13 protein-coding genes and 1 tRNA gene are annotated in these 16,715 nt (G+C 71.9%); 4 read left to right on the forward strand and 10 right to left on the reverse strand.

Annotation, left to right across the window (positions count from 1 at the left end):
* Positions 1-122: 122 nt before the first annotated feature.
* The 6 genes from ACH4K4_RS10100 to ACH4K4_RS10125 form a co-directional block, all read right to left on the reverse strand.
* Positions 123-710, reverse strand: a complete 588-nt coding sequence (locus ACH4K4_RS10100) for a lytic polysaccharide monooxygenase (protein ID WP_398166151.1) — start codon at positions 708-710, stop codon at positions 123-125.
* A gap of 206 nt (positions 711-916) precedes the next feature.
* The gene (locus tag ACH4K4_RS10105; RefSeq protein WP_398166152.1) at positions 917-1,510 is read right to left on the reverse strand and encodes a lytic polysaccharide monooxygenase; all 594 of its coding nucleotides are present in this window, start codon (positions 1,508-1,510) and stop codon (positions 917-919) included.
* Between the two features lie 291 nt (positions 1,511-1,801).
* A complete protein-coding gene (locus ACH4K4_RS10110) occupies positions 1,802-2,935 on the reverse strand; it encodes a hypothetical protein (RefSeq protein WP_398166153.1) in 1,134 nt (377 codons plus the stop codon).
* A gap of 61 nt (positions 2,936-2,996) precedes the next feature.
* Entirely contained in the window at positions 2,997-3,929 is a 933-nt protein-coding gene (locus ACH4K4_RS10115) for a C40 family peptidase (RefSeq protein WP_398166155.1), read from the reverse strand.
* 23 nt (positions 3,930-3,952) lie between these two features.
* Entirely contained in the window at positions 3,953-5,770 is a 1,818-nt protein-coding gene (locus ACH4K4_RS10120) for an SPFH domain-containing protein (protein ID WP_398166156.1), read from the reverse strand.
* An 11-nt stretch (positions 5,771-5,781) separates the two neighbouring features.
* Positions 5,782-7,164, reverse strand: a complete 1,383-nt coding sequence (locus ACH4K4_RS10125) for a peptidoglycan-binding protein (RefSeq protein ID WP_398166157.1) — start codon at positions 7,162-7,164, stop codon at positions 5,782-5,784.
* 330 nt (positions 7,165-7,494) lie between these two features.
* Here ACH4K4_RS10125 and ACH4K4_RS10130 point away from each other — a divergent pair.
* The 4 genes from ACH4K4_RS10130 (at position 7,495) to ACH4K4_RS10145 (ending at position 12,686) form a co-directional block, all read left to right on the forward strand.
* Positions 7,495-7,568, forward strand: a tRNA-Lys gene (locus tag ACH4K4_RS10130).
* 156 nt (positions 7,569-7,724) lie between these two features.
* Positions 7,725-8,405, forward strand: coding sequence for a FadR/GntR family transcriptional regulator (locus ACH4K4_RS10135; RefSeq protein ID WP_398166159.1), 681 nt, complete (start codon positions 7,725-7,727; stop codon positions 8,403-8,405).
* A gap of 352 nt (positions 8,406-8,757) precedes the next feature.
* On the forward strand, positions 8,758-10,716 hold the full coding sequence (locus ACH4K4_RS10140) for a glycosyltransferase family 2 protein (RefSeq protein ID WP_398166160.1): 1,959 nt from the start codon (positions 8,758-8,760) through the stop codon (positions 10,714-10,716).
* Complete coding sequence (locus ACH4K4_RS10145) at positions 10,713-12,686, forward strand: galactose oxidase-like domain-containing protein (RefSeq protein ID WP_398166161.1); 1,974 nt, start codon at positions 10,713-10,715, stop codon at positions 12,684-12,686. The genes ACH4K4_RS10140 and ACH4K4_RS10145 overlap by 4 nt, the downstream gene beginning before the upstream one ends.
* 71 nt (positions 12,687-12,757) lie before the next feature.
* On the opposite strand, the gene ACH4K4_RS10150 is transcribed toward ACH4K4_RS10145, so the two are convergent.
* The 4 genes from ACH4K4_RS10150 to ACH4K4_RS10165 all read right to left on the reverse strand — a co-directional run bounded on the left by ACH4K4_RS10150 (position 12,758) and on the right by ACH4K4_RS10165 (position 16,528).
* Positions 12,758-13,825, reverse strand: a complete 1,068-nt coding sequence (locus ACH4K4_RS10150) for a glycoside hydrolase family 6 protein (protein WP_398166162.1) — start codon at positions 13,823-13,825, stop codon at positions 12,758-12,760.
* Between the two features lie 388 nt (positions 13,826-14,213).
* Positions 14,214-14,927, reverse strand: coding sequence for a class F sortase (locus tag ACH4K4_RS10155; protein WP_398166329.1), 714 nt, complete (start codon positions 14,925-14,927; stop codon positions 14,214-14,216).
* Positions 14,917-15,621 (reverse strand): hypothetical protein, encoded by a 705-nt coding sequence (locus ACH4K4_RS10160; protein ID WP_398166163.1) that lies wholly within the window; start codon positions 15,619-15,621, stop codon positions 14,917-14,919. The genes ACH4K4_RS10155 and ACH4K4_RS10160 overlap by 11 nt, the downstream gene beginning before the upstream one ends.
* 127 nt (positions 15,622-15,748) lie before the next feature.
* Complete coding sequence (locus ACH4K4_RS10165) at positions 15,749-16,528, reverse strand: HAD-IIA family hydrolase (RefSeq protein WP_360123072.1); 780 nt, start codon at positions 16,526-16,528, stop codon at positions 15,749-15,751.
* Between the last annotated feature and the right edge of the window lie 187 nt (positions 16,529-16,715).

A 16,715-nucleotide genomic window follows, 5' to 3' on the forward strand; every position in this document is an offset into this window, starting at 1 on the left:
GTTGAGCGCTGGTGTCTTTTACTCGGGGGGGCGGGGTTTGGTGCCCCTGGCGGCGCACCTGAGTGTGGGCCTCTCGGAGCACAGCTCCGAGAGGCCCACTCGTGTTTTCCGTACCCGTCCGGTCAGAACTGGACGTCCGAACAGGCGTAGAAGGCGTTACCGGTGTCGGCGATCGTCCACACGCCGACGATCAGGTGCTTGCCGGTCTTCCCGCTGGGCAGCGTGCCCTGGTGCGTGTACGTGTACGGCGGCCGCTGCCCGTTGTACGGGACCGTGAGGAACGGCGCCGGCTCCAGGTCCGCCCTGGTCAGGGGGCGGCTGGGGTCCCACCCGTTCTTGGTGATGTAGTAGCGGAAGTCCGTGGTGGCGTGCGGGGCGGTGAACCGCCAGCCGAACGTGTACGTCCCCGCGCTCACCTTGGTCGCCGGCCACTGGCCGCCGCGCGGATCGTCCAGCTCCGCGAAGCGGCTGTTGCCGCCGGAGCAGATCTTCCCGTCGGCGGGGCCGCGGGCGGGGAAGCCCTTGGGGCCCTCGACGCTCTGCGGCTCCCACTGGATGGCGCCGCAGTTCTTCACCGTGCCGTTGGCGCACAGCTTCTGTCTGCTGACGGGGGAATCCGTGTAGCCGTGGCTACTGGCGCCGCTCGTCGACAGGACGGTCGCGCCGATGATCCCCAGGCCGATGACGGCCGCACTGATCCTTTTGCGCATGCTTCGCTCCCGAAGGATGAGGGGGTTTCCTGCGAGCCGAGTGCACTGCGGTCCAGACCAACCAGCAGAATATTCCCGCTGGTTCAGGCTGCCTAGGGGTGGCGGAGCGGTGGATCGGGGCGGGCCTCGCGGGGTGGGAGCGGGTGGGGCGGAGGGGGCCTCCCCGGAGGAAGGGACGGGGAGGCCCGGTGGGCTCCGGCGCCGGGTTACGAGAGGTTGACGTCGGAGCAGGCGTAGAACGCGTTGCCGGTGTCGGCGATGTTCCAGACGCCCAGGATGATGTGGTGGCCGGTCTTCTGGGTGGGCACGGTGCCCTGGTGCTGCACGGTCGCGGCCGGCTGACGGCCGCCCATCGGCACCGTGACGAACGGTTCAAGTTCGAGGTCCGCCCTGGTCAGGGGCTTGCTCGGGTCGTAGCTGTCCTTGGTGATGTAGTAGCGGAAGTCCGTGGTGGCGTGCCGCGCGGTCAGCCGCCACTGGAAGGTGTAGCCCTGGCCGCCCTTGAGGTTGGTGGCGGGCCACTGGCCGCCGCGCGGGTCGTCCAGTTCCTTGAAGCCGCTGTTGCCGCCGGAACATATCTTGCCGTCGGCGGGGCCGGCGGCCGGGAAGCCCTTGGGGCCCTCGACGCTCTGCGGCTCCCACTGGATCGCGCCACAGTTCTTGACGGTGCCCTTGGCGCAGAGTGCCTGGCGACTGGGGGGTGCGTCGCTGTAGCCGTGGCTGGAGGCGCTGCCGGTGGCGAACAAGGACACTCCGGCGATGCCGAGACCGACCACGGCAGCGCTGAGCTTTTTGCGCATGCTTTGCTCCTGGAGAACGAGGGGGTGTTCCGTGAGCTGCTGACTTGCGTGCTGTGCGGTCTAGACCAAACGGCAGACTAGTGACGGGGCATGAGCATGTCCAGACCAATAACAGAGGGACAATCGGTTGCCGGTGCCGTACCGCCCGCGCAACAGCCGACCGGCGAGCGCCCTCGGCGTACCGCCTTTTCACGCCATGACCTGCGCGTAAACCAGCCGACGCGATCCCCTCCCGCGGCTCTTTCGCGCCACGGACCGGCGGATCGCGCCGGCCCGGATTTCGTCCCCGGATCAGGCCGCGGCGGTCAGCGGTCCCCCGTCCGGGCGCGCGGCGCAGCACACCAGGCCCGTGTACGCGCGCCGCAGCGCGATCAGCGACTCCTGCGCCTCGCGGTAGACGGCGGCGCCCGGACCGCCCCGGTGCGCGAGAGTGCGTACGGGCGCGCAGTGCCGGTCCATCGCGCTCAGCCAGGCGCGGTGCCGGGCCGGCAGAAGGCGGCGCGCCTGCTGCCGGCTGCCGTCCCCCGCCCGGCGCGCACCCATGAGCACCGCGTCGGCGGCCTGGAGCACCGGCGGTTCCAGCATCCCCTGCGCGGCGAGCGCGGCCAGCACCGCGCACTGCCGCGCCGGTGCGGGCGCGGCCCGCAGCGCCGCCGCCTCGGACCGGAGCTGGGCGCGCAACGTGTGCTGGACCCGGATCAGGCGGCGCAGCGCCGTAGCGGTGGACGCGTCGGCGGGATCGCACCCGGCGAGCGTCTCGGCCAGCCGGAACAGCCAGCTGCCGTGTGCCTCCAACCGGGTGGTGGCCAGCATCAGCCGGTCCAGCCGGCCGAGCGGCTGCCCCTGCGGCGACCACCGCACGACGGGCACGAGCGTCTCCGTACGGGCGAGCTGGTCTATCGGCAGGTGGCGGCGCGGCTTGCGCTCGGGCGCCCAGTTCAGCAGGGCCAGAGTGGGCAGTGCGACGAACTGCTGGTGGCCGACGCGGTGCGCGACCGCCGCCCACAGGTCGAGGAAGGCCGCGTCGGCGGCGCACCGGGCGGCGGGCGCGACCGGGTCGAGGCCGGTCCAGCCGCAGGCCGCGACGGTCACCGCCACCCGCATCGCCGCGGCGTCGGCGTTGCGCGGCGACAGCCGCGAGACCCGCTGCCGCAGCGCCGTCAGCGCGCCGTCCCGCGCCGCGCGGGCGACCAGGTCGCGGGCGGTCTCCAGGTCGGGCGCGGTGGCGGCCGCGCCGGCCAGCGCGGTCAGCCGGGACCAGGTGCCGGCCATGGTCCGTACGGGTGGCCGCTCGGGCAGGAAGCCGTGGGTTCTCGGGTCATGCGCCGGTACGGGTACGGCGGCCGGGGTGGTGCCGGCGGATATCTCCGGTCCGGTCGTGGCCGTCAGCCGCAACCCGGGGGTGCGCTGAGCTGTCGACAGCATGACGAGCAACCTTTCCGTGGGAGGGACTGGTGCGCGGGGCGGCTGTGCGAAGCCGTACGGGTCAGCCGACGCGCGCGTACAAAGTGGGGTGGTAGGCGGCGAAGGACGAGACCCGGACCGCCCGGCCGGACCGCGGCGCCTCCAGGTAGCGGCCTCCGCCGAGGTAGATCGCCACGTGGTGGATGCCGGAGGAGGAGCCGTTGGACGACCAGAAGACCAGGTCGCCGCGGCGCAGCTGGGAGCGGGCGATCGGCGTCGCGGCCCGGTACTGGGCGCCGGCGACGCGCGGCAGCGAGATGCCCGCGCGCTGGTACGCCTGCTGGACCAGGCCCGAACAGTCGAAGGAGTACGGGCCGTTGCCGCCCCACGCGTAGGGCTTGCCGAGCTGGGCCAGCGCCCACTGGACGGCGGCCTCGGTGCCGTAGCGGAGGGGGGTGCCCGTGCCGCCCGCGGAACCGGGACCGGAACTGGTGCGTCCGGGGGTGCCGACCGATCCTCCCGACATGCCGGTACGGGCCTCGTAGCGGTCCCGGCGGCTGGTCCACCACCAGCTGCCGCCCTGCTGGTACCAGTACACCCGGTCCGTGGCGTCCCAGCCGGACCTGCCCCGGAACGTGGGACGGGGGTTGTGCCCGCGCTTGGCCTTGCCGGCGGAGGGGGCCACGGCGGACGCGCCGGTCCTGCCGCCGCCCGACCCGCCCGCGTGCCGCTGGTACGTGGCATACCGGCTGGTCCAGCGCCACCAGCCGGTGGCGTCCCGGTACCAGTACTTCGCGCCGTCCCAGCCCGCGCGGGCCGGCGCCGGCTCGGCGTCCGCCGTGCCCGCCGCCGAGCCGACGAGCGTCACCGCGCCCACGGCCGCCGCGACCGCGCCCCGTACCGTGCACCGCGCCCGGCTGCCGCCGTTGCGCGCGGCGGACTCGACCGCGGCCCCGGCGCAGAAAGCGCATCCGCAGTCGGCCGGTATTACTTCGACGAATGCCGGTGTCCGCATGTGCTGCCTGCCTTTCCGCTGTGTCAGCTCTTGGCGGCGGCGCTGCCGCGCGCCGTGTAGAAGGCCACGGTCAGGTCCTTGACCAGGGCTTTTCGTTCGTAGTCATCAAGTTCCACCAGTCCTCTGCTGGTCAGCCGCTGCACGGTGTCGTCGACCGCGTCCACGACCGAGGTCAGCACGCTGTCGCGGTGCTTGGCGTCGATCGCCGCGATCTGCCGGCGCTGCATCGCCGCCGCCACCTCGGGCGCGTACTCGATCCGGGTCGGCTGGGCGGAGAAGACCTCGATGCCGACCGGGCGGCAGTCCGCCGACAGGGCCCGGGTCAGCGCCTCGCCGACCGCCTCCGCGTCGCGCAGGGTCGGCGCCTCCTCGTGGTACGCGTCGGCCGGGAGCTGCGAGAGCACCCGCGCCATCGCCGACTCGACCTGTTCACGCAGGTAAGCGGTGTGGTCCTGGACCGCGAACAGCGCCCGCGCGGTGTCCCTGACCCGCCACACGACGAGCACCACGACGCGCAGCTGGATGCCCTGCGCGTCGACCGCCGGCATCGCCTCGCTGCGCCAGTGCCGCAGCCGTACGTCCACCCGGCGGCGCAGCACGAAGGGGCTGATCCACACCAGGCCGGTGCGGCGCACGCTGCCGCGGTAGTGCCCGAAGAGGCTGAGCACCCAGGCGCTGCCGACCCGGCCGCGGGTCAGCCCGCCGAAGGCGTACAGCGCGGCCAGGCCGCCGAGCCCGACCACGGCCCACTCCCACAGGTCCGGGGCGGGTCGGACGGCGATCGGCAGGCCCAGGGTCCGTTCCACCGGGGCGGGCAGCATGTCCCGCCACCACAGGAACGCCACCGAGCAGGCGACCGCCAGCAGGCCGAGGAACAGGGCCAGCCAGCCGGACAGGGACGGGCCGCGCCGTTCGGCCAGGCCGTCCTCCTCGTCGGGGGCCCGGCGCACGGCGGACCGCGACAGCTCCCGCAGGAGCGCGGAACGGTTGGCCGCGGTGGCGTCCGTACCGCGGCCCGCGTGCCGGTCGGCCGCCGCGCCGTCCGTACGGGCCCGGCTGCCCGCGTCGACCACGCCGAGGGCGTCGTCGAGTGCGGCGCGCTCCGCGGTGTCCAGCAGGTCGGTCGCCGCCGCGATGCCGGCCACGGCGGCGTCGGCGGGGGTGAGCCGGGCTTCCCGGGCCGGCTGCGGGGCGGTGATCCGCGGCTGTTCGGTGGTGTCCGCCTCGCTGAACGCGACGTCCGCCGGGCCGCCGGCGCCCTGGCCGCCCGCCGTGTCCTGCGGGCCGTCCGGGCCCGCTGCCCTGGGGCCGGACGGCTCGCCGCCGTTCGGGCGGCGCGGGCCCTTGGTGAAGTCCAGCTCCCGACCGGTCCGGGCGGGGGCCGCCTCGTCCGCTTCCGGTTCGGCACGGAAGAGCAGGTCCATGGGGATGCCGTCGCCGTGCCCGACGGGGCGGGAGCGCGCCGTCCAGAGGGGAGGCCGGGCGGGCGATTCCGGGTCGGTTGCTGAGGCCGGATCAGGCCGGGGCGTGGAGTCGGGAACTGAGGCCTGGTCAGGCTGGCCGTCCGGGTCCAGGGAGATCGTCACCTCCGGCTCGGGGGTCGGACCCGGTTCCGGTTCCGGTTCCGGTTCCGCATGTGCCGGTTCGCTGCGCGCCTCCCCCTCCTCCACCGCGTCCCCCACCGGCCCGCCGCTGACCTGCGTGGCGCCCGCGTCCGTACCCGCCACCGCGCCGTCCCCCGCGCCGGTGTTCGCTGCCCCGGTGTCCGCTGCCGCGCCGCCTCCTGCCCCGTTTTCAGACGTTCTGGGGTTGTTGTCCGCTGTCTCGATCTTCGTTGCCATCGTGCGCTCCGTCATCGGAAGAGTCGCCGCCATGTCTCGGGGCCGGGGTAGCCGTCCGCGTCCTGGCCGGTCCAGCCCTGGGCCCGCTGGAACGCCTCGACGTTGCGGCGGTCCGCCTCCGTCCACCGGGGTCCGGGGCCGGAGGTGTAGTACTTGCCGAAACCTTTTCTCACCAGCTGCTTTCCCAGCGCCGTGACATAGCCGTTGGACTGGCCGGGCCGGAAATATCCCGTCCCGGGGAAGACCGTGACACCGCCCGCGGCCTCGCCGATGTCCCGGCCCACCCCGTTGACCAGGTACGACCAGGTCGACGGGCCCGGAATGCCGTCCGCTTCCGCACCGCGCCAGCCCTGCGCCCGCTGGAACGCCTCGGTGGCCCGGCGGTCCGCCTCGCTCCAGCGCGGGCCGGGACCCGACGTGTAGAAGCCTCCCCCGCCACGGGCCACCAGCATCCGGCCCAGCCGGGTGACGTACGCGTTGTCCGCACCGGGTCCGAAAAGCCCGGCGCCGGGAAACGCCGACGTGTCACCGCCCGTACCGCCGTCCGAATTCCCGCCGTCGGTCAGACCGCGGTAGCGAAAGGCGACGTACCTTCCGGAATTGCTCCAATAGGCGTACGGAGTCGGCCGTTTCACCGCGTGCGGCCGGGTCTGCTCGTATGCGATGTAGCGCGTGCGGGAGGAATCCGTCCAGCCGCCGAAGAGGGTGACGTGGGAGCCCGCGCCCGGATTCGCCGCGTTGTGGAACAGCAGCATGTCACCGGGCCGCAGTTCGCTCTTCGGTATACGGATTCCGAACTCGGCGAGGCTTCCGGTCCACTGGTTGCGGCCGAGGTTCCAGGCCATCGAGATGAATCCGGAGCAGTCCTGGCGGTAGCCGTCCGACCAGTAGCGGTACATGTTGTACGGGACCCGGGCGGCGACCCAGCGCTGGGCCCGCTCGATGATCTGCGCACGGGTGAGGGGCCGGACAGCGGCGGCCGCGACGACGCCGCGCGCGCTGCCGACACCCCCGTACAGCCCGCCGACCGGGCCTTGCGGGGTTTCTTCGGACGCCGCGGTGGGGGGTGGCACGGCCGGACCGGCCACCGGGGCCCGCAGGAGGCCGGGGCCAGGGGGACCCGCGGGGAGGGCGGAAGCGCGCCCGGGGCCGCCGGCCTGGCCCGTACCGGTCCAGCCGCCGAGCGCCACGGCCTGCGCCGCCGTGGAAACGCCGCTGCTCAGGACGGTTCCGGCGGTCGCGACGAGGACCAGCGCACGGCGGGCGCCGTGCGCGCCGGGGTGCCCGCCGTCGCGGACGGCCCGGGCGTGCTGGAGTGCGCGCCGCTCCTGGACGCAGCCGCCGCAGGAGCAGCTGCCCGCGGGGTCGAATTCCACGAATCCCGGCACTGTCATTCCAGTTCCCCTCCAGGCCCGTTCCGTTCTCATTCGCCTTCGCACCTGCCACAGCTTCTCAACTGGTAGGAGATACCGCATGTTGACGGGGCAACTGATGATCATGCACTACGAAACGATACTCACAGACCAAATCGGGCAGGCGCTCCGGCGAAGGTCCCGAGATCCCGGGACTTTCGCCCCGGTGGCCCAGGGATTCCGGCGCGACGGAAAAGCCCGCCGGGCCGCCGCCGCCCCGGTGACCGAGGTCACACATTCGGCGGGTGGGAGCGGCGGCGCAGGTGGTCAGAAGCACCCCCGGAGTTCGTGTAAAGTTTTCTACGTCAGCGCGCGCCGCTAGCTCAGTTGGTTAGAGCAGCTGACTCTTAATCAGCGGGTCCGGGGTTCGAGTCCCTGGCGGCGCACGTCACACCGAGGCCCCTCGCAGCTGCGAGGGGCCTCGGTGCTTTTCCCGGCCAGTCGGGCGGCACCCGGTGTTTTCCGGCACTCCCCCGCCGCTTTCCGGGCGCCCGGCCGGTGTATCGCTGGTCAAAACGGTGATCGGGGTGCACAGTCGCACAATGGCGCGCGACAACCAGGAGCGGATCAAGAAGCTCATCATCGACCGGCGGCTGGCCCCCGGGGACCCGCTGCCGACCGAGACGGACCTGATGGAGCTGCTCGGGGTCAGCCGGAACTCCGTCCGCGAGGCCCTCAAGGCGTTGCAGGCGATGGGCATCGTGGAGATCCGGCACGGCTTCGGCACGTACGTCGGGCCGATGTCGATGGCCCCGATGACCGAGGGGCTGGCCTTCCGCACGGTGGCCGGCCACTACCGCGGCGAGGACAGCCTGCTCCAGCTGCTGGAGCTGCGCGAGGCGGTGGAGACCGGCCTGATCGCGCGGCTGGCGGGCCGGGTGCCGGCGGCGGACCTCGCGGAGCTCGACGAGCTGGTGGAACGGATGGCCGCCGAGGCCGCGGGGGGCGCCGTGCGGGCCGACACCGACCGGGCCTTTCACGCCGCGCTCTACCGGGGGCTGGACAACCGCTTGCTGAGCGAGGTGCTGGACGCGTTCTGGGACGCCTTCCACCGCGTCCGTACGGACTTGGCCGGCCTGCCGGCCGACCCCCGCGTCACCCACCGGCAGCACGGGGAAATCCTCGCGGCGGTCCGGGACGGCGACGCGCTGCGCGCCGAACAGGCCGTACGTCTCCATTTCGACAACATCCGTCAGCGGCTGAGCAGTTCGGGTTCCAAATAAGACCCACTGCGACCTAACCCGTCCACCAATGCACTCGCATGTCCGGTAAACACCTCGTTTAACCCTTGCGATCAAGATATGAGGTTCGGGACCCTGACGAGAGACTGGAGCCCAACTGAGCCTGTTAGCGCTCAAGTTGGGTGACACACCGGTTGCGTCGAATGTGGGAGTGGGGGCTCCGCCGCACAGACGGAAGTCGGGGCGGGCATCATGCAACCGGAAGACGGCCGTCACGCGTCCAACGACGTAGGCGGCCGACACCATTTGCGCCCGGGTCGGTCGAGGGGGACCGGAGGCTCGGGCCAGGAGAAGACGGGCACGCAGCCAGCATGCGTGCCGGGGGGATGGACTCATGACGTCGCCGCCTACCGGCGCCCGGCAGGAGCACCAGTACGACCCGTCCGCGACGACACGCCTGCGCGTGCCGCGCCAGCACTGGCAGCGCAGGCAGACGCGCAAACCGCTGCCGCGCTACGACTACGAGCACTACAGCCGTCTCGCCGGGCCGCTGACCCAGCCGGACCCCGACCGGCCCTACAAGGTGCGCTACCGCAGCCTCTTGGCGGACGAACCGCACCGAATACGCGCGGCGCTCCTGCTCGGCGCCGCCCCCCTGCTCTCGCTCGGCCTGCTCGCCTGGCTGATGCAGCCGGCCCACTGGACCGACCGCGACCACCCCGCCTACGACTTCCTGCCGGTGCTGGACATCGTCATGCTGGTCTCGATCGGCCTGATCGAGTTCTTCCGCTGCATGAACGTGCTCTCCAACGCCCACGCCACCCTGGTGGCCCGCGACCCCATCCCGGTCGTCCCTGAGCACGGCACCCGCGTCGCCTTCCTCACCTCGTTCGTACCCGGCAAAGAGCCGCTGGAGATGGTGACGAAGACGCTGGAGGCCGCCGTCAAGATCCGCCACCGCGGCCTGCTGCACGTCTGGCTGCTCGACGAGGGCGACGACCCGGACGTCAAAGCGGTCTGCGAACGCCTCGGGGTGCACCACTTCACCCGCAAGGGCATCCCGCAGTGGAACCGGAAGAAGGGCCCGCACCGCGCCAAGACCAAGCACGGCAACTACAACGCCTGGCTCCAGGCGCACGGTGACGCCTACGACTACTTCGCCTCCGTCGACACCGACCACGTGCCGCTGCCCAACTACCTGGAACGGATGCTCGGCTTCTTCCGCGACCCGGACGTCGGGTTCGTCATCGGCCCGCAGGTGTACGGCAATTACGACACGTTCGTCACCAAGGCGGCCGAGTCGCAGCAGTTCCTCTTCCACGCACTGATCCAGCGGGCCGGCAACCGCTACGGCGCGCCCATGTTCGTCGGCACCTCCAACGCCGTACGCATCAAGGCCCTCAAGCAGATCGGCGGCCTGTACGACTCGATCACCGAGGACATGGCGACCGGGTTCGAGATGCACCGGCACCGCAACCCGGACACGGGCAGGAAGTGGCGCTCGGTCTACACGCCCGACGTCCTCGCGGTCGGCGAGGGCCCCACCGCCTGGACGGACTTCTTCACCCAGCAACTGCGCTGGTCGCGCGGCACGTACGAGACGATACTCAAGCAGTTCTGGAAGGCGCCCTTCACGCTGCCGCCGGGCAAGTTCTTCAACTACACCATGATGGTCATCTTCTACCCGATGTCCGCCATGAACTGGATACTGGCGGCGCTCAGTTGCGCGCTGTTCCTGGGCCTGGGCGCCTCGGGCGTGCAGATCGACCCGTCGGTGTGGATGATGCTGTACGGCAACGCCTCGGCGCTCCAGATCGGACTGTACGTGTGGAACCGCCGGCACAACGTCTCGCCGCACGAACCGGAGGGCTCCGGCGGCGTGGCCGGCATGGTGATGTCCGCGCTCTCCGCGCCGATCTACGCGCGCTCGCTGTTCGACGCCGCGCTGCGCCGCAAGAGCAAGTTCGTGGTCACGCCGAAGGGCGACTCCTCCAGCCCGGACACCCTCTTCGGCACGTTCCGCGTCCACCTGTTCTTCATCCTGGTCTTCGGGGGCTCGCTGGGTGCCTCGTTCCACTTCGGCCACAGCCACCCGGCGATGATCACGTGGGCGACGCTGGCGCTGCTGATCACCGCGGCGCCGATCTTCGCGTGGCGCTGGGGCATGCGGCAGGACAGGCGCAAGAAGCCGGCAGGGGACCCGCCGTCCGGCGGCGGGCCGCAGCAGGCGCCGCACCCGCAGCGCCAGCCCGGCTGGGCGGCGCCCGCCGGGCGCGACGCCCCGGGTAAGCCGGAGCACCGTACCGCCGCCGGCCAGGCCGAGCAGATCGCACTTGGGGGACGCAACGCATGAAGTACCGTCCGAGCCGTCGCACCCGGCGCGTCGCGATAGGCGCGGCGGTGGTGCTGGCGCTGGCCGGGATGAACGGCCCCGCCCTGTTCAACTTCGCCTCGGAGCAGTACCACCAGTACAAGATCAACAAGCCGGAGTACAAGGCGGCGAACGGCCACTGGGACGTGGTGGACGTGCCACCCGAGTACAAGATCAATACGATCCACGCCGCGCTGCTGCACACCGGAAAGGTGCTGCTGGTCGCCGGCTCGGGGAACAACGCCAAGAACTTCGCGGCCAAGTCGTTCCGCACGGTCCTGTGGGACCCGGTGAAGAACACCTTCAAGAACATCCCCACCCCGAAGGACCTCTTCTGCGCGGGCCACACCCAGCTGCCGGACGGCAAGCTGCTGGTGGCCGGCGGCACCCAGCGCTACGAGAAGCTCGGCGGCGACGTGAAGAAGGCCGGCGGGCTGATGATCATCTACAACGAGGACCCGGACGCGCCGAAGACGTTCCCGGCCGGGACGCTGTTCACCGGCAAGCAGAACGGCAAGACCTTCGCCTCCAAGGACCCGGTCGTCGTCCCGCGCGCCAAGAAGAAGGCGGACCCGAAGACCGGCAAGGTCACGGTCACCCACAGCGAGGCCCGGGTCTACGTGGAGGCGCTCAAGGAGGGCCGCGAGCACTCCACCGGCGCCCAGGACAACTACCGCATCCACGGCCTGACCGGCGCCGACGCCCGCAACCTCTACGGCATCGCGCAGAAACTCTCCTTCGACAAGAAGGACTTCCAGGGGATCAAGGACTCGTTCGAGTTCGACCCGGTGGCCGAGCGCTACATCCCGGTCGACCCGATGAACGAGGCCCGCTGGTACCCGACGCTGACCAGCCTGGAGGACGGCAAGGTGCTGTCCACCTCGGGGCTCGACGAGATCGGCCAGGTCGTCCCGGGCAAGCAGGAGATCTACGACCCGAAGACGAAGAAGTGGACCTACCTGCCCAAGCAGCGCTTCTTCCCGACCTACCCGGCCCTCTTCCTCACCGAGAAGGGCCGGCTCCTCTACACCGGCTCCAACGCCGGATACGGCCCCGACGACATCGGGCGCACGCCCGGCATCTGGGACCTGAAGACCAACAAGTTCCAGGTCATCCCGGGGATGAGCGACCCGGACGTGCTGGAGACCTCGATGTCCGTACTGCTGCCGCCCGCGCAGGACCAGCGGTACATGGTGCTGGGCGGCGGCGGGGTCGGCGAAGACCCGAAGGCCACCGACAAGACGCGGCTGGTGGATCTCCACGCCGACCAGCCACGCTTCAGGGACGGCCCGCCGCTGTACGCGAAGGCACGCTACCCGAGCAGCGTGATCCTGCCCGACGACACGGTGCTCACCACCAACGGGTCCGGCGACTACCGGGGGCGCAGCGACAGCAACGTCCTCAAGGCCGAGCTGTACGACCCGAAGGCCAACACCTCGCGCCCGGTGGCCGATCCGCTGGTGGGGCGCAACTACCACTCCGGCGCGCTGCTGCTGCCGGACGGCCGGGTGATGACGTTCGGCTCCGACTCGCTCTTCGCCGACAAGGACAACACCAAGCCCGGCGTCTTCCAGCAGCAGATCGACATCTGGACGCCGCCGTACCTCTACCGGGACTCGCGGCCGGTACTCGCCGACCCCGGGCCCAAGACCGTGAAGCTGGGCGGCAAGGCCACGTACGGGACCAAGCACGCCTCGTCCGTCAAGAAGATGCGGCTGATCAGGCCCGGCTCGTTCACGCACGTCACCAACATCGAACAGCGGTCGATCGCCCTGGACTTCACGAAGACCAAGGACGGCGTGACGGTCACCCTCCCGAAGGACCCCACGCTGGTGCCGCCCGGCTGGTACATGCTCAACGCCGTGGACGACCAGGGCACACCGTCCAAGGCGGTCTGGATCAAGGTACCGACGGCTTCCCAGGCCGAGTTGGCGGGGCTGGGGCTGAACTGAGCCGGTGACGGCGTAGGGCCGCTCGGGCCGGCGGCCGGAGCGGCCCTACGCGTCAGTTCGGTCCGCCGTGCCTACTTCGCATTGCGGGCCAGCTCCAAGGCGTAGCTGGGCCACCATTCGCCGGCCTTGGGGCCGCCCTTGCAGGTGCCGTCCGATTCGCCGGGGCGTTTGATCCACAGGTAGGCGTCCACGAGCGGGTCGCCGGTTCGTGTCGTCGGTGTCGCGCCCAGGGCGCGGCCGCGCGGGTTGCACCAGTTCTCCGGGTCGTCGCCGCCGGGGGCCGGCCCGTTGCCGTTGCGGCTGGTGTCGATGACGAAGTGCTTGCCGCCGACCATCGCGGAGAGCTGCTTGCCGTACTTCTTGTTCTCCTCGGTGGTCTGGTAGTTGGAGATGTTGAGCGCGAAGCCGTCGGCCTTGTCGATGCCGGCCCGCTTCAGGGGCTCCACCATGCGGCCCGGGTCCTTGATCCAGTGCGGGTTTCCCGCGTCCAGGTAGACCTTGGTGTGCGGGAGTGCCTTGAGCTTGCCGACAGCCTCCGTCAGCAGGGCGTACCGCTCCTCGTGGAACTGCTCCGGGGTGCACTTGTCCTCGATGTGCGGCAGCGCGTCGGGCTCCAGCACGACCGTCGTCGCGCGGTCGCCGATGCCCTTGACGACGCCGTCCAGCCAGGCGCGGTAGGCGTTGCCGTCCGCGGCGCCGCCCTTGGAATAGCTGCCGCAGTCGCGGTGCGGGATGTTGTAGAGCACGAGCAGCGCCTCGCGGTCGGCCTTGGCCGCCGCCTCCGTGAAGCCGCGCGCCTCCCCCTGCGGGTCCTCCACGCCTATCCATTCGGCCACCGGCTGCTCGGCTATCCTCCCGATCAGGTCGGCCTCGGCGGACTTGCCGTCCTTGGCGTAGGCGGCGGCCTGCCGGACCGCCTTGCCGTCCGGGTTGACCCAGTACGGCACCGTGGACTTGGGCTGTTGGCTCGGCTTGGACGCGGTCTCACCGTCGCCCTCGCCGCCGTCGGACGAAGAGAAGCACCCGGACAGCAACAGCAGCGCCCCCAACGCCGATGCCGTGCCGAATGCGCCGCGCCGGCGGCCGGCGCGGGGCTCACCCGGGGGGCCTCCCCCGGACCCCCGAACATTGCCGTACATCCACTCCCCCCTCGGAGCACGGAACAAGACCGGTCGAATCCATCCTGGCACACGCCTCCCAACGGCAGGCCGGCCTGTGGACAACCTGTTACGCCACCGCCGAACGGGTGAAAAGCGGCCGACGCGACCGGTCCGTCCCCAACTCCCCCTAGGCGGCGCCGTTCTGCCGTTCTACAGTGAACTCCAGTGTGAACTTTCGGTTAGTCACCTGGCCCCAGCCCCCGGCCGGGCCGTGCACACGCCCGCGTACGGGCGTCACGCACCTCCCGCCGGCGGCAGGGCAACTCCCGCAGTCCTGACATCACGGCGGTCGAGGACCGGCCGGTCGGCGGTTCAGGGGGAGCGGGCCGCCGACCGGGATCGGTCTGCAGCAACGGACTCCCGGCACTCAACTCGCCGGCGCGGGCAGCGTCTTCGTGAGGTAGCCGTGGACGACGACGTTGGCGGTGTAGCTCTCCCGCTCGGCGTCGAACGTGCCGGCACAGGTGATCAGGCGGAGTTCCGCGCGTCCCGGCACATGGCCGCCGTAGACCTTCTCCGGAGCGAAGTTCGCACTGTCGTAGATCTTGACGTCCTCGACGGTGAACCGCGCGGTGCTGCCGTCCGCCCTGCGGACGTCCACCCGCTGCCCCGTCTTCATGCTGCCCAGCCGGTGGAAGACCGCGCGCCCGCTGGTCGTGTCCACGTGCCCGGTCAGTACCGCGGCGCCCGCCGCCCCTGGTTGCGGCCCTCTCGCGTACCAGCCGACGAGGCCGGGGGTGCGGTACGGCGGCGTGGCCACCGCGCCGCTCGCGTCCAGCCCGCTCTCGACGACCCGGGCCCGCACGCCCAGCGCGGCGATCTCGACCTGGGCGGGGCGGCCGTCCGGGGAGGTGGCCAGCGGGTCGTGCGCCGGGGGCAGTTCCGCTGCGAGCGGGCGGCCGACGGCCGCGACGTCGCCGGTGGTCGGCGGCTGCGCCAGGCTGCTGCCGTCCGTCAGGCCGCGGCCCCACAGCCACAGCCCCAGCAGCAGTGCGGCCCAGGCCACGCCGGCGGCCATCCGGCGGTGGCAGTGGCCGTGCGGGGGGCGGCGGTCCGCCACCGGGTGGTCCTCAGCCGGCATCGCCATCGCCCGATCCCTTGCGCCGCCGCCGGATGCGCAGCAGCTGTCCGGTGAGCGCGAGGACCGCGCCCCCTGCCAGCACGAGTCCCACCGCGTACGCGCCGTCGCCTTCGCGGCTCGCCGCCGTCCGTACGAGCGTGGTCCGCAACGCCTTCGGGGGCGCCGCGGTCACGCGGTGCGCGGCCGTCCGCACCGTCCGGCTCGCGGCCGGGTGCCGCCGCGGCGCCGTACCGCCGCCGCCGGCTCGTACCGGAGCGGTGGGCGAGGCGGGCGGCACGGCGGCGTCCTCGGCCGTGCGGGCGTACGCGGCGGTGCCGGCGTCTTCGGGAGGCGCGGGGGACGCGGAGGTGACCTCGATCGTGCCCGCGGCCCGCGCGTCCTCGCCGTCGCAGTTGACGGCGACGGCGTACGCGCCGGGCTCCGCCGAGGAGCGCACCCGCGCGTCGCCCACCAGGCCCGCGGCGACCCGCCCGAGCGGTACCGCGTCGACGAAGACCTCGGAGGTGGCGCGGCCCGTGCGACCCGCGCAGCCGGTGACCTGGAGAGCCGCCTCGGTACCCGGTCCGACGGCCGAAGGCGTGACCGCGACCGCCCCGGCCGCGGCGCCCGGGGCCCGGCCGGCGGCCGTCGCGGGCGCCGGGGTCAGCGCCGCCACCGCGAGAGCGGCACAGAGTGTGAATGCCGGTGTGCGCATGGTGAACCTCCGAACACTTCCGAAGGTCCGCCCGGCGGCGCGGTCCCGCATCCGCTGGGGCCCGTGGCTGGGCCGTCCGGGTGAGTGGCCGCCCCTGCGGGGCCGCCGCGCCCGGGGCGCGTCCGGTCTACACCAGGTCGACGAGGTCGGCGATGGAGTCCACGACCCGCGAGGGCCGGAACGGGTGGCGTTCGATGTCGCCCTTCGCGGTGAGCCCGGTCAGCACCAGGAACGTCTCCATGCCGGCCTCCAGGCCGGCCAGCACGTCGGTGTCCATCCGGTCGCCGATCATCGCGGAGGTCTCGCTGTGCGCGCCGATGACGTTCAGGCCGTGCCGCATCATCAGCGGGTTGGGCTTGCCGACGAAGTACGGCTCCACGCCCGTCGCCTTGGTGATCAGCGCGGCGACCGAGCCGGTCGCGGGCAGTGCGCCCTGCGCCGAGGGGCCGGTCTCGTCCGGGTTGGTGGCTATGAAGCGGGCGCCGTCGTTGATGAGCCGGATGGCCTTGGTGAGCGCCTCGAAGCTGTAGGTGCGGGTCTCGCCGAGCACGACGTAGTCGGGTTCGTGGTCGGTGAGCACGTATCCGATGTCGTGCAGGGCGGTGGTCAGGCCGGCCTCGCCGATGACGTACGCGGTGCCGGACGGCCGCTGCTCGTCCAGGAACTGGGCGGTGGCCAGCGCGGAGGTCCAGATGGACTCCCAGGGCACGTCCAGGCCGATGCGGTTCAACCGGGCGTGCAGGTCGCGCGGGGTGTAGATGGAGTTGTTGGTCAGCACGAGGAAGGGCTTGCCCGATTCCCGCAGGCGCTTGATGAAGGCGTCGGCGCCGGGCACGGGGATGCCTTCGTGCATCAGCACCCCGTCCATGTCGGTCAGCCATGACTCGATCGGCTTGCGCTCTGCCACTGCCGGTCTCCCGCCGTGCGTGTCTGCCAGGGGTGCCGGCCGCGCCCGCGCCGTCGCGGGTCCCGTACGCGCCGCACACCACAGCGGTGACCTGCGTCTCGTACGTATGGCCGACGCCCCCAGCCTAAATCAGCCACCGCGATCTCGACCCCGCCGGACGCCCGGAACCCGGGGCCGCGCCCGCGGC

It is taken from the genome of Streptomyces sp. NPDC017529 (assembly GCF_044329785.1).
In the GTDB taxonomy this organism is placed as follows: domain Bacteria; phylum Actinomycetota; class Actinomycetes; order Streptomycetales; family Streptomycetaceae; genus Streptomyces.